The following is a 13,008-nucleotide window of genomic DNA, read 5'->3' on the forward strand; positions in this document are numbered from 1 at the left end:
TATTTTAAAAATGGTGATAAAAATGAGATGAATGGCAGCCAAACATTGTGATTAGACATTTTGATCAAACATTGTCATCAAACAACGAACACAGCACAGAGAATATCGAGCTATTAGTCAGCTAATTGACAGCATTTGGCCAGAGTTAGCCATCTTTAACCCATTTAGATGATTATCTATTGAAGTAAGGACACGCTCTAAACATTACATATATTCAATATCTCGTTGTATTAAGGGCGTTTGCTAATGGACGTTTTTAAAACGCATTAAACGCAAAGCATTAAGTGTAACCAGCACGGTTGCGCCAGTATCAGCCAATACCGCGATCCATAAACCAGTGATACCGAGTACCGTGGTGATTAAAAACACTGCTTTGAGGCCCAGCGCAAAAATCACGTTTTGATGAATATTAGATAAGGTTGCACGCGACAATGCAATCAGATGAGCGACGTCGGTCACGCGACTTTTTAATAAAGCGACGTCAGCCGTTTCAATGGCGACATCAGTACCACCGCCCATCGCGATACCGACATCGGCAGTCGCTAACGCTGGCGCATCATTGATACCATCACCAATCATCGCTATTTGGGCTTTAGTCTTCATCTCGTCTATCAAACGCAGCTTATCTTCGGGCAACAGCTCAGCTTGCCACTCTATATCTAGATGACTAGCAAGCGCTTGAGCAGTAAGGCGGTTGTCGCCCGTCAGCATCATGGAGCGAACCCCCATTGCATGAAGCTGTGCTACGCCTTCTTTGGCATCGTCCCGCAACTCATCTCGTAGCGCGATTAGCCCGAGCACCTCACGGTTTTGCTCATCGAACAGTACCGACACCGTTTTTCCTTCATTTTGTAGCGCTTCAATTTGGGCATTTTGTTTGGCGGTTATTGAGGTTTGGTCGGCGGCATATACAGGAGAGCCGATGGTTAAAGAGCGTCCAGCTACTGTTGCATGCACAGCTTTACCTGCAGTCGCATGAGCCTTAGACGCTACTGGTATAGCAATACTGGCCGCTTTGGCGTGATCGATGATGGCTTTTGCAAGCGGATGGTTAGAGGCGGACTCAACACTGGCAAACAGCGCTAATATCGCATTTTCATCTTGAGCATCCATATACTGCTGGGCAAAGGTGATAACGTCGGTCACGCGGGGCTTGCCTTCCGTTAACGTACCTGTCTTGTCAAAAGCAACCGTATTGACGCGACCAATGGTTTCTAACGCGCTCCCACCTTTGATTAGCAGGCCGCGGCGCGTCCCAACAGCCAGACCCGAGGCGATAGCGGCCGGTGTGGATAGGACGAGGGCGCAAGGACAGGCAATGAGCAATAATACCAAACCGCGATATAACCAAGTTGCCCACTCCCCGCCCATCACTAACGGCGGGGTAACGATAACCAAAGCGGCAATCGCCATCACTGCTGGCGTGTAGTAGCGGCTAAACTTTTCAATAAAACGCGCAGTGGGCGCTTTGGAGGCTTGTGCCTGCTCCACTAGCTCAATGATTCGTGCAATGGTATTGTCAGCGGCTGTTTTTTCTACGCGTATGTGCAGCGCGCCCTCCATATTGATGGCGCCTGCAAACACCTCGTCGCCTACTGTTTTGGCAACGGGGATAGACTCGCCGGTGATGGGCGATTCATCAAGGCTAGATGCGCCCTGAGTAATAATGCCGTCAGCAGATACCTTATCGCCCGGACGTACCAGCACCAAATCATCGACTTGTAATGAAGATGCCGGTACATCGCGCTGCCCGCCTTGTGCGTCAAGTAAAATCGCAGTCTTTGGCACCAGTGCCGCCAAAGCCCTAATGCCAGCACGCGCGCGATCAGCAGCCACGCTCTCTAGTAGCTCGCCGACTGAGAATAAGAATACCACTGCTGCTGCCTCTGCAGGCTCACCAATAATAAGCGCACCAATTGCCGCAATCGACATCAGCATCTCAATCGAAAAAGGCGTGCCGGTCGACGCTAAGGCAAAGGCTTTACGAGCAAAAGGAGACACGCCCACAATGACGGCAACAGCAAATGCCCACATGCCATAATCAGAAAAAACCACTGATAGCGCGTAAGCGGCGCTCATCAACACACCAAGACCAATGACTCGCTTACCTTTGCCGCTTTGCCACCAACGTGGCTGCTCTGTAGCGGACTGACGGCTACTATTTGCTGCGGTTGATTGATCCGTTATGGCAGATATACCAAACCCGAGGCGCTTAATGGTTTTTTCGATGTCACTAAATTGCGTCTCTCCATCAGGAGCCAGTGTTAGCGTTAACTTTTCGGTGGCAAAGTTAAGCTGTACATCAGAGATGTCAGGCATACGAGCGAGCGCCGTTTCGATTTTACCGACGCAGCTGGCACAGTCCATACCTTCAATATGATATTGCATAATTATTTTTCCTAATGCGTTGTCCTGATAACTTGTGCTGCTATAAGCATTTTTTAATAAATCTATTATGAACCCTATAGTGGCTTTAGAGTCAAGGTACTTCGTCTTTAACGTCATAACATTGATTTATTAGCCATTAAACTTTATAGTTACTTTAATGTTTAATGCTCAAGAGGCAGTTATGCTGATTAAAATCGGAGAACTTGCTAAACGCACAGGCGCGACAGTAGAAACCATTCGTTACTATGAAAAGGAAGGATTGTTGCCTGAGCCTTCACGCAGTGCAGGCAATTATCGTTTATATAATGACACGCACATCGAGCGTCTACAGTTTATCCTGCACTGTCGTACGCTTGATATGACGTTGGATGAAGTACGGGTGTTACTACAATACTGGGATGAGCCTGACAGAGACTGCGGCAATGTAGATGCCTTGTTGGATGAGCATATTGAGGCGGTAGAAGTTCGTATTGAAGAGTTGATGCAGTTAAAACAGCATCTAATGGATTTGCGAAAAAAATGCCTATCTAGCGCACCCGCAGTATCCTGTGGGATATTAAATGCTCTTGCTGATAATTCTTGTCATCAGTAGAGACATCAGCCGTATTGTTTAGACACTACATTATAAATAATCAAAGGAATAATTTTGTCTGAATTAAAAACTGTCGGGCTTTTTGCCATTACTGCACTAGCAGAGATTGTAGGTTGCTACTTGCCATATTTATGGCTAAGAGAAGGTAAGTCAATATGGCTGCTTGTTCCTAGCGCCCTTAGTTTGACCGCCTTTGTTTGGCTGCTAACTTTACATCCAACCGCCGTTGGTAGGGTTTATGCGGCTTACGGTGGTATGTATGTAACGATTGCAATTCTATGGTTATGGGCTGTCGATGGTATTCAACCAACGGCGTGGGACATCTTAGGCACATCAGTGGCACTGCTAGGCATGGCTATTATCATGTTTGCACCGCGCACTACATAGCGCAATACCCCATTGGCGACTGTCATTGCTCTCTTCAAGCCTATTAACAGACACCCAAAACGAAATTAACTATCGTCTCGTCACAAGCTTGGACAGTGGGCGCTTGAGGTAACAACCTTACCATCGCTCAAGCGATAAGCCAGTAGATGATTGCCCCATACGCAGCCACCGTCTAGCGCACGTGCATGTGGCAGATCGACCTCGGCTTTGAGCGCAGCCCAATGACCAAAGAGTATCTTACGCGTACGCGGTACTTGCCATTCAAACCACGGCGCGAAGTCATCAGGCATCGGCTCTTGCAGCCCTGCACTAAAGTCAAACTCTAAGGTGCCATCTTGTTTGCATAGGCGCATACGTGTGAAGTAATTAGCAATCGCACGCAGCTTAGTATAGCCGCTTATCTGTGCATGCCACTTATCAGCTGTCTTGCTATATAGGTTGGGCAATAGCGCATCCAGCTGCGGCAAACTGCTTTGCAGCGCGGCTTCTAACTGCCGCGCGTAATCAGACGCAGCCTCGATGCTCCAATGCGGCGGCACACCCGCATGCACCAATACCGTATACTCATCAGGATAAGCCAATACTGGCTGATGACGCAGCCATTCTAGCAGCTCATCACAATCTTCAGCAGCAAAAATCGGCGCGGTCTTGTCTTTATTTTTGAGCTTTGCCGCGCCGCGCCAGACCGCAATCAAGTTGATATCATGATTGCCTAGCACGGTCGCCGCTGCGCCCTGCTCACACAGCGACTTGACATGGCGCAGCGTGCTTAACGAATCCTCACCGCGCGCGACCAAGTCACCTGCAAACCACAGTTTGTCTTGGGTCGGGTCAAATGCTAACGTGTTTAGTAATTGACGATAAGCGGCATAACAACCTTGCAAATCGCCGATGACATACTGATGACGAAACCCCATAACCCCTCAACAAATCAATCTATAAAATCATAACCAACAAACAGTAGTCTTGCTATACAAGCAAATGCCGCGAGTGATTGCTTAGCGCGACAAAGTCTTGGACACTCAGCGTCTCAGGTCTGGCTTGCGGATCGATGACACAGGCAGCAAAGTCCGCTTCGCTTAGCGTCGGCAACAAAGTCGAATTTTTAAAGATAGCGCGCAATGTCTTCCGGCGATGATTGAAAGTCTCACGAACGACGATAGCAAAATACTCTTCATCTTCTGCCACCACTGGCTTGTCAATATGCGGGGTCAAGCGAAACACGGCGCTGGTGACTTTAGGTGGTGGATTAAACGCACCGCGTGGCACTGTCAGTAGATAATCGGTATCACAGTGATACTGCATGATGACCGATAGACGGCCATAGGTCTTGCTACCGACATCCGCGGTGATACGCTCAACCACTTCTTTTTGTAGCATAAAATGCATGTCTTGAATGACATCTGCAAAGCTAAGCAGATGAAAAAGTATCGGTGTGGAGATGTTATAAGGAAGGTTGCCCACCACTCGCAGCTTGCCACGCTCAGCGCTATACAGCTCGCGATAATCGACGTGCATGGCATTGTCTTTAATGATAGTAAAGTTCGGATGGCTGTTGGCACCGATACGGATACGCAGGCTATCTGCCAAATCACGATCCAGCTCCACCACCGTCATCGCATCAACTTCTGCCAATAGCGGCTCAGTCAAAGCGCCCATACCAGGACCAATCTCAATCAAATTATCGTCGCGCTCTAAACGAATGCTATCGACGATTTGGCGAATAACGCTGGTATCATGCAAGAAGTTTTGACCGAAACGTTTGCGCGGCTGGTGTTTGGCAGTGCGTAGACTGGAAGCAAGGCTTTGAGCATCAAAAGTAGTTTTGGACATAAAAAGGTCTTAATGGATAAAAGATAAATGAGAGATGGTAGCAATGTGCTGGTGTTATAATGGTAAATTATAACACAGCTCATAATTAGGGCGTGTTTTTGAGATATTTTATCTATAAACCATGTACAATCTAGCACAATCAACACGGCAGCTTTTTGTTCTCGAACCATCTAACATAAGAACCATAATGTGAATAAGGGCGGTACCCTAGTGAGGACTTGAACCTTTGGTTGGAGGTTAATAGTATCCATGTTTCAAATCGCTGAAATAGTCCCAGTGTACTTACCGTGCAAATTTTATTTATGTTCGGTGCGCTATACAGATAGCAATACTCAGCATGTGTATTGCTATCTGTATATGTGATAGCGTAGGTCAGCATCATAATATTAAGCTTATATAACTATAAAATAGATACTTCTAGCCAATACGCAGGTGTTTTTCCTCTAGAAGCTTGAGAGCGTGGCTGAAGAATACGTAACTCATATTTACCTGAATATGGGAGCGTGTAATAACCTTGATCGTCCACTTCAGGTGCATACTCTCCTACGTCAACAGAGTCTGATAGATTCTTATGGAATAAATAAGGATCTACATTCCCTCCCGCTATTTTGACAGAAAGCCTTTGGTTTTTTTTTGGCGTAAAATGTATAGGAATCATACTTATTGCCTTTTAGTTTTCCGTAATAGTTAGCTGAGCTGGCACCTTTTTTAAATTGAACATTAACAGTTTTAGCCACTGCATCTGAAGATGCGGCCATGACTGTAGGGCTTACTACTAGAATATAGTCAGTTCAAAATAAAATTGTTATGGTTAGGACAAACATCATAAAACAATTTGGATAAGTCGTTTTCCATCCAGCCTTGGCGTAGAAACTTCACTTGTGCCCATTTCTTTTCGATGGGGTTCAAGTCTGGGCTGTACGGCGGCAGCCATAATATACGATGACCATGTCTGTTCAGTAGTTTTTGGATACGCTTACTCTTATGAAATCTGGCGTTATCCATCACAATCACGCATTTGGTTTTAAGAGTTGGGATTAGCTTGTGTTTGCACCAGTGATAGAAGACGATGCTGTTGATGTTTGTCTCAAAGTAATCTAGTGCAAACAGCATCTTGTTATACAGAGCACTGATAACGTTGGTTCGCTTTTTACCTTACCAATAGGCGCGTAACCATGAGAGCGGATGGTCTCGTGCTCAAAGCCGCTTTCATCCATATAGACGATGGGATAGCCTTGCTGCCTAAAGCTATTAAGCTTACTGTGATATATCGCTCTTTTTATCGGACAAGCCTTTGGATGTTCTAAGGTCTTTTTTTTGACTGATGCCTAGGCGCTTTAGGGCATGATGAATGCCTGTTTTACTACAGTTTAAACGACGGGCTCGCTCATACTGGTAATCATCAGGATGTTCTTTCACATCATTAAGTAGCACGTCATCTGGTATTTTATAGGGTTTGGTTTGCCTGGTTGTTTTACTATGAACACGCCGCTTCCAGTTTTGTATAGTGGTTGGGCTGAGGTTATAGAATTTAGCCGCCTCGGCAAAGGTCATACCCTCGTCTATACTTTTAAGAACTTGTTTGCGAAAATCTAGCGAGTAAGTCATGGTCTTTATAATAACAATTAAGTTTGATACTTAGTTTATAACACTTTTAAGTGAAATTGACTATAGGAAGCGCAAGTAGAATAGCAGCAGTTAAGTTTTTCATATTATAAACCCCCGAGCAGTAAAAAATACCGATTTTAACTTACTTCACACTGTTAAATTTTATAGATATGTTACATTAGAATTACTAACATAAAGAGTGTATCGGTAAGGTATTAATGGGCGTTACCTGTAATGAACAGTGTGAGTCAATGCGCTAGCCTACCGCAAATCAAACTATGGTAGCCAAAATCTGAATTTCATCACGTAAACCAAGAGAATACTGCTAGATAGCAGTGTTCTCTCATTATATTCAAAGGGAAAATTATGCGTTCTTTGCTTCTAACGACAATATGCTTAACGGGCAGCTTAGCTCTAGTGGCGTGTAATAACCATCGAGTCGAAACCACGGATCTTAGTCAGCAATCTACAATGGAAATGCCGGTAGCATCAGCGGCATTTACCGCTTTTGGCAATAAAGAAAAAAGTTGGCGGACAGTGGTTAAAGGAAATAAATTAAGTGTAGAAGCAGATTTCTTAAAGCCTATTACAGTTGTAGTAGTGGGTTCTGCTAATACTAACGGCTTCGAATACGAGAGCACAGTAAACGGGCAACCTATTATTTTGAATATACGAAAAAATATTTGTATTGATGACAATGGCTATCAAAATGAATTTATTGCCACATTAAGCTATGCAGGTAGAACATATCAGGGTTGTGCTGTTGCCGGTGCAATAGAAACTGCACCCACATAGAAGATAAGCCTAAGTGGTATCGGAAAAGGCTGCTATCTTATTGAATAAATAGCATGCCCCAGCAGAACCAACTAAAAAGTGCCAAAACTCTATTAACAGACCACTTAAAACAGACTATTAATATGGAACCATCTATAACAAGTTTTTGAATTAAGGGGCTGGTTGCTATGCTTTTCTAATAACATTAGCCTATTCTTAGTAATAAATAAGCCACCCATAAGAAGGTGGCTTATTAGCGCTTGAATCATTTGAATTCATTGTTACACATTAAAGCCTATATGCTTCCCTGTTGGCAACTCAACGTCGATACGAAGCTTACCACCCATAGCCTCAACATATTTTTTCATGGTCGATATTTTAAGATCATTGCCGCGATTTTCTATAGCAGACAATGAAGGCTGTTTAATACCCATTGTTTGAGCCAGCTCTTTTTGAGAGAACTCTAACTCTTCACGGATACGAGACAGCTGGTTTTCTAAAAGCAGTTGCTCTGCCAGTTGTTTAATACGCGCTTGGCTATCCAAAGAGCGCTCAGCTAACATCTCTTGTAATGTCTTAGTCATGTTATGGATCTCCTAAAGTTCTGAGGTGACACTCATACTGCTGGTCTGCAGTGGCTAGCATTTCTTTATAAAAACGCTTTCTATTACCCTTATCACCAATACAAAGCACAATAGCTTGCCGCTTTGGGTCAAAGGCAAAAAAGGCTCTGAGTGGCTTACCTCTGTGCTGAACACGTAACTCTTTCATGTTGGTAAATTTCGAATCATACACAGTATCCACTAAAGGGCGACCTAAGCTTGGGCCTTGTTGTTCTAAAACCATCAAAGCTGCCAGTACTTTTTCTTGCGTTGATTCATCTTGCTGATCAAACCATTGGTTGAACAGCTCTGTTGTGATGACAGTCCACATATAAAAACCAATATATAGATTACAATCTATATAATACAGCTAATCGAGACAGTCTGCAATTAGAACGAGCAGCTTTAGCGCGTCGTGTTACTGGCTTATGACATTATGATCAGCTCTTAACAACCTATTCTTAATAGTGATAGTATTTTCTATCGTATAACGATACTTGTTTTTAGTTATTTTCGGACAACTTAGAACCTGATATTCAAACCAAGATAGCAATACGCAAATGATGTTAAAATACAATCAGAGAAGTCTACAGACCACTAAAACACTTGGGAAACGACTAAGAGTTCAATGCCTTTACAGCGCAATAATCACGATTTAAAGGAAAAATAACTTTGTATAAATCAGAGCAAGCAAGACAAGTAATTTATCATCAAGACCCTACTGTTAACACTGACTGGTTAGACGCGGTTACGATTGATACCGACAGCAAGAAAATAACCAAAGCAGAGAACGAGCAGCTGACAAAAGGATTTGTTAGGGGATTGATAGCAGGTAAAGTCATTGGCATTGAGTCGCTCGATGATTTAAATTTTTGATGGTCTGCTAAAAATCAGCACACCTTCATTATATTGACGAACCCTAAAAAGACAGTAATTAGGCGGAACAAAAACTGATTGTTGGCGCGGGTGTTGATATTGAGAAAAATAAATAATAAGAAAGCCCGTAAAAACTGGACGTACAGCCGACAGTTTGTGTTCTAGCATAGGAACTAAACTCAATAAAACACGCTGCAACGACTGCTAACCGTGGTCTATTCAGTCACCATACTAAAAAAACCTAGCAGCAACCATCGTGGATAAAATAAAAATTAAACCGCAAATCCCAATTGCTCGTATAAAAAATCTTTTATTGTCCAATGCTGTCCCCTTGGGTTTTTATAGTTAATCAAAATAATATACATATTACAGTAATACTAAACCAGTGAGTACACCTGAAAACCTATCATTAGCCTATAGAACGCCAAGAAAAATGTGGTTTGACTTTCATTATCAGACTGCGTAAATAAAACCCCCTAAGTCAAGTTCTACAGGATTGATAGTATAGGTCTGTAATATAAGTATCTATTAGTTCACATAAAAAAATACTGCCCTACTTTTATCAAAAATATTCAATATAAATCGTAAAACACTCATTCATTGGAATGATTGGGGTAGTAACACATCATAATTTTGATAATTGAATGATTATCATTTACAATAATCTGTAAAAAACTACCTGCAAATACAGTTTATTCTCTAATAAAAATATTCGCAGTTCGCTAAATAACTGGCTGCTACTCTTTAACTATCGAGCTACTTTCTTATGAACAATGTGCAACCTTCAACAAATTCATCGAATTTACAAAAAAAAGTAATGCTCAACCAAATTCATCATAACCGCATAATACGAATATTATTTATGGCGCTAGGCGGTTTTTTCTTCTTCATAGGCTTAGTCGGTATTATTCTTCCAGTATTACCTACCACCCCTTTCATTTTACTAACGGCAGCATGCTGGGCTAAAGGGTCTGATAAATTCAATCAGTGGCTTCTCAAACATAAAGTGTTCGGTGAAATGGTAAAGAACTGGCAGCAGCATCGAGCTATTCCTCGTAAGGCAAAATATTTGGCTTGGTCAATGATGGCTATGTCATGCGGTATGTTGTTTTACCGATTTTCTGATAGTTTGCAGTGGCTTGCTTGGGTTACATGCGCAATATGCATCACTGTTACTGTGTGGATGTCTCGACTGCCGGACGCTTAATTTTTCCTACTATTACAAGACGTTTTCCTGACTCCTTGCTAAGCCTTTGCAAAAAGTAAAATACTCTAAGATAATATATTTTCCTATTTGTTAATGATTATCGTTTACAACGTAACTATATTGTTTTATTATATGAAGAAACTATCAGCAATGTTATTAACAATTAATATTATTTCCTTTGACGACGAGGCTGATGTGAAGAAAATTGTGCTTATTTTTACTATAGGAAATTTGGAATGCACGAGGATTCAACTTATAAGAAGTCGATATATATACCTAGTCTTAAAGGTAAGTCTAAAACCCTATTAAGTATTCTTGTTGGAACTTTGATGTATCAATCAGCCATTGCGGATACTCAGCACCAAGAAGAAAACTTACCGATGTTACATATGGACACGATAACTGTTTATGCTAATAAGCAGCCCCCTATAAATGTAGGGGACGACCTTAAAACGGCCAAGACGATATCAGACAACCTAATTGACAGTGATAAAGATTTAGTCCGTTATAACCCTGATATAAGTGTGGCAGATGCAGGAAGATATGGTAGCAATGGCTACGCCATCAGAGGGGTAGATGGCAATAGGGTAGCTTTAAACTTAGATGGCGTTAGCTTGCCAGATAAGCAAGTCAGTGAAATATTTTCAGCTTATGGATATATGTTTGAGGGTCGATTTTCACCCGATGTAGAGCTTCTGTCAGAGGTGGAGTTTGAAGTCGGGGCGGACTCTTTTAATTCTGGTAGTGGTGCAATGGGAGGGTCTGTTAGTTTCAAGACCAAAGACCCAGAAGATTTAATAAGACCTGATCGTCAACTTGGTGGTTATATCAAAACAGGTTATAGCAATAGCAATGAAGAATTTAGTAACGCTTTTGGTTTAGCAGGGAAAAACGATAAGGTTGAGGCAATAATTAATTATGTGCATCGTGAAGGACATGAAACAAAAAATCACCGAATGTTAGATTTCGATAAAAACAAACTAGATCCTGCCTATGATTTTATCAATGATCCAGACTATAAATATCCCTCTACAGGATACAGATCTAATACAGCAGCAATATTACCTGACCCATTAAGTTATACAACAGAGGCAACGTTAGCAAAGTTATATCTCCATTTGAACGAAGAAAACCGATTAGGTTTTCATGCCACTAAACAAAAAACGGATAGAGTATCCAATAACTTTACCAGAAAGACTTTTGCTTCAAGAATTGGTAAGGATACTGCAGAATTAGAAAGTTATGGCATCAGTCATAGATACCTACCTATTACTAGTGAGTTCATAGATGAGGTCAATACCACTTTAACTCAGCAAAAAATTACAGGAGTGGCTAATACAGAAACTTATAGCCAAGTATGGGGATCTGACTCTTATAGGGTAGATGGAGTGAAGCATCGGCCTCAAGAGGACAAAACCATACAACTAAGTATAGAGGCAACAAGCTTACCGTTAGAAACTGAGAAGCTAGGCTCTCATACTTTGTCAGTTAATACAAAATATGCAAAGACGGACCATAGATTGACTTTAGAAGAAACTTATATTCCTTCTTCAGGCAACCCCAGTTCTTGGTACGATTTTATTGGGCCCTCAGTGAAGCAAGATATCTTCAATGTGGCCATTCAAGACAAAATAAATTTAACGGAAAAGCTCGATACGACGATTGGGCTTCGATATGACAATTACAACTACAAACCTTATATGGATGAAATCAATAAAAAAGCCATCGAGAAGGCGAGCAAATATTATCCGGTACGTATTGATTATGAGAATGGCGAGTTTGACCACAATAAGAAAATGGACAATATAGGAGGGATGTTTTCCATAAACTACAAACTTAGCCCATATTTACAGACCCAGTATCAGCTGTCTACTGGATTCATGGCACCTGCTACCAGCCAAATGTATTCAGCATTTGAGATGATGGGAAACAGCTTGACACCCAATGTTCATCTTAAGCCTGAGAAATCTCTCAATCATGAACTCAGTTTGTCTGGACAGTTTGAAGATTTAAGCTTTACAGCCACAGGGTTTTATACCAAATATAGTGACTTTATCAGCTTGTTGAATTCTCAAGAGGAACAACAACGATGCTATGAAGATTATTCGACCGGCCAACCGGTTTGTTCACCCCTTTCTATAAATATACTCAGCGCCCAAAATATTGGGGATGCAGAGACTTATGGATTGCGTTTAGGAGGCGTATGGGATGTTGGACAGCTTGCTGATACAGAAGGAGAGATTCAGGTATTTGCTAATTTAAATTATGCCAAAGATAAAACTGACAAAGGAACCAACCTGCTTGCGACTCAGCCTTTAAATGCAACGTTAGGGCTAGGATATGAATCACCTAAAAAAGATTGGCAACTGTCTGCGAATCTAAGGTATTTAGGCAGAAAACATGCTGAAGACGCAAAAGTAGCTACCTTAGAATCAAATGGTTATAACATGCCTTATGAAAATGTCATTGCTCCTTATAAGCACATTGATAAGTCTAAATCGGCTTATGTATATGATGTTTATGGGAGTAAAAAATTAGGTTCTAATTTAAAACTATCAGCAGGGGTGTTTAATTTATTTGATGCTAAATATGTTCCGTGGGATAACTTGCGTTCGTTAGCAGAATTAAACGTCAACTCTATGGTAGATGACCAAGGAGTTGGCATTGAAAGATTTACGGCACCAGGAAGAAATTACAAAGTAGGGTTAACCTACGAATTTTAGCCCATATGTCTTGGATAA

13 protein-coding genes and 1 pseudogene are annotated in these 13,008 nt (G+C 41.9%); 6 read left to right on the plus strand and 8 right to left on the minus strand.

Annotation, left to right across the window (positions count from 1 at the left end):
* Positions 1–243: 243 nt before the first annotated feature.
* Positions 244–2,388 (minus strand): heavy metal translocating P-type ATPase, encoded by a 2,145-nt coding sequence (locus tag AADH33_RS07330; RefSeq protein ID WP_348548450.1) that lies wholly within the window; start codon positions 2,386–2,388, stop codon positions 244–246.
* Between the two features lie 181 nt (positions 2,389–2,569).
* Between AADH33_RS07330 and cadR the strand changes: the two genes are divergently transcribed.
* Complete coding sequence (gene cadR / locus AADH33_RS07335; protein WP_075101032.1) at positions 2,570–2,980, plus strand: Cd(II)/Pb(II)-responsive transcriptional regulator; 411 nt, start codon at positions 2,570–2,572, stop codon at positions 2,978–2,980.
* Positions 2,981–3,034: 54 nt separating this feature from the next.
* Positions 3,035–3,367 carry a YnfA family protein gene (locus AADH33_RS07340; RefSeq protein ID WP_105245643.1) on the plus strand — a complete coding sequence of 111 codons (333 nt, stop codon included), beginning with the start codon at positions 3,035–3,037 and terminating at the stop codon, positions 3,365–3,367.
* Positions 3,368–3,447: 80 nt separating this feature from the next.
* Here AADH33_RS07340 and AADH33_RS07345 read toward each other — a convergent pair whose 3' ends face one another.
* From AADH33_RS07345 to AADH33_RS07365, 5 genes and pseudogenes are all read right to left on the minus strand, one after another.
* Positions 3,448–4,284 (minus strand): symmetrical bis(5'-nucleosyl)-tetraphosphatase, encoded by an 837-nt coding sequence (locus AADH33_RS07345; protein ID WP_105245641.1) that lies wholly within the window; start codon positions 4,282–4,284, stop codon positions 3,448–3,450.
* A gap of 52 nt (positions 4,285–4,336) precedes the next feature.
* A complete protein-coding gene (rsmA, locus tag AADH33_RS07350; protein WP_348548451.1) occupies positions 4,337–5,200 on the minus strand; it encodes a 16S rRNA (adenine(1518)-N(6)/adenine(1519)-N(6))-dimethyltransferase RsmA in 864 nt (287 codons plus the stop codon).
* 400 nt (positions 5,201–5,600) lie between these two features.
* On the minus strand, positions 5,601–5,858 hold the full coding sequence (locus AADH33_RS07355; protein WP_348548452.1) for a hypothetical protein: 258 nt from the start codon (positions 5,856–5,858) through the stop codon (positions 5,601–5,603).
* Positions 5,859–5,986: 128 nt separating this feature from the next.
* Positions 5,987–6,340: pseudogene (locus tag AADH33_RS07360) on the minus strand (transposase); the annotation flags it as partial.
* 117 nt (positions 6,341–6,457) lie between these two features.
* On the minus strand, positions 6,458–6,808 hold the full coding sequence (locus AADH33_RS07365; protein WP_348548453.1) for an IS630 transposase-related protein: 351 nt from the start codon (positions 6,806–6,808) through the stop codon (positions 6,458–6,460).
* A gap of 366 nt (positions 6,809–7,174) precedes the next feature.
* On the opposite strand from AADH33_RS07365, the gene AADH33_RS07370 reads away from it, so the two are divergent.
* On the plus strand, positions 7,175–7,603 hold the full coding sequence (locus AADH33_RS07370; protein WP_348548454.1) for a hypothetical protein: 429 nt from the start codon (positions 7,175–7,177) through the stop codon (positions 7,601–7,603).
* A gap of 260 nt (positions 7,604–7,863) precedes the next feature.
* Here AADH33_RS07370 and AADH33_RS07375 read toward each other — a convergent pair whose 3' ends face one another.
* Both AADH33_RS07375 and AADH33_RS07380 read right to left on the minus strand, forming a co-directional pair.
* Positions 7,864–8,166 (minus strand): helix-turn-helix domain-containing protein, encoded by a 303-nt coding sequence (locus tag AADH33_RS07375; protein WP_348548455.1) that lies wholly within the window; start codon positions 8,164–8,166, stop codon positions 7,864–7,866.
* A 1-nt stretch (position 8,167) separates the two neighbouring features.
* Entirely contained in the window at positions 8,168–8,515 is a 348-nt protein-coding gene (locus AADH33_RS07380; RefSeq protein WP_348548456.1) for a type II toxin-antitoxin system RelE/ParE family toxin, read from the minus strand.
* A gap of 341 nt (positions 8,516–8,856) precedes the next feature.
* Here AADH33_RS07380 and AADH33_RS07385 point away from each other — a divergent pair, with 341 nt between their 5' ends.
* From AADH33_RS07385 to AADH33_RS07395, 3 genes are all read left to right on the plus strand, one after another.
* Positions 8,857–9,060, plus strand: a complete 204-nt coding sequence (locus AADH33_RS07385) for a hypothetical protein (protein WP_193030879.1) — start codon at positions 8,857–8,859, stop codon at positions 9,058–9,060.
* Between the two features lie 766 nt (positions 9,061–9,826).
* Entirely contained in the window at positions 9,827–10,267 is a 441-nt protein-coding gene (locus tag AADH33_RS07390) for a YbaN family protein (protein WP_045456021.1), read from the plus strand.
* A 236-nt stretch (positions 10,268–10,503) separates the two neighbouring features.
* The gene (locus AADH33_RS07395) at positions 10,504–12,990 is read left to right on the plus strand and encodes a TonB-dependent hemoglobin/transferrin/lactoferrin family receptor (RefSeq protein ID WP_348548457.1); all 2,487 of its coding nucleotides are present in this window, start codon (positions 10,504–10,506) and stop codon (positions 12,988–12,990) included.
* Positions 12,991–13,008: the final 18 nt, after the last annotated feature.

Origin of the sequence: Psychrobacter sp. KFRI-CH2-11 (assembly GCF_038239325.1) — a bacterium.
Lineage (GTDB): Bacteria > Pseudomonadota > Gammaproteobacteria > Pseudomonadales > Moraxellaceae > Psychrobacter > Psychrobacter celer.

Coding starts and splice junctions, on each gene's coding strand:
- AADH33_RS07330 (WP_348548450.1), bottom strand. CDS start 2,388: ATGCAATATCATATTGAAGGTATGGACTGTGCCAGCTGCGTCGGTAAA.
- cadR (WP_075101032.1), top strand. CDS start 2,570: ATGCTGATTAAAATCGGAGAACTTGCTAAACGCACAGGCGCGACAGTA.
- AADH33_RS07345 (WP_105245641.1), bottom strand. CDS start 4,284: ATGGGGTTTCGTCATCAGTATGTCATCGGCGATTTGCAAGGTTGTTAT.
- rsmA (WP_348548451.1), bottom strand. CDS start 5,200: ATGTCCAAAACTACTTTTGATGCTCAAAGCCTTGCTTCCAGTCTACGC.
- AADH33_RS07355 (WP_348548452.1), bottom strand. CDS start 5,858: ATGATTCCTATACATTTTACGCCAAAAAAAAACCAAAGGCTTTCTGTC.
- AADH33_RS07365 (WP_348548453.1), bottom strand. CDS start 6,808: ATGACTTACTCGCTAGATTTTCGCAAACAAGTTCTTAAAAGTATAGAC.
- AADH33_RS07370 (WP_348548454.1), top strand. CDS start 7,175: ATGCGTTCTTTGCTTCTAACGACAATATGCTTAACGGGCAGCTTAGCT.
- AADH33_RS07375 (WP_348548455.1), bottom strand. CDS start 8,166: ATGACTAAGACATTACAAGAGATGTTAGCTGAGCGCTCTTTGGATAGC.
- AADH33_RS07380 (WP_348548456.1), bottom strand. CDS start 8,515: ATGTGGACTGTCATCACAACAGAGCTGTTCAACCAATGGTTTGATCAG.
- AADH33_RS07390 (WP_045456021.1), top strand. CDS start 9,827: ATGAACAATGTGCAACCTTCAACAAATTCATCGAATTTACAAAAAAAA.
- AADH33_RS07395 (WP_348548457.1), top strand. CDS start 10,504: ATGCACGAGGATTCAACTTATAAGAAGTCGATATATATACCTAGTCTT.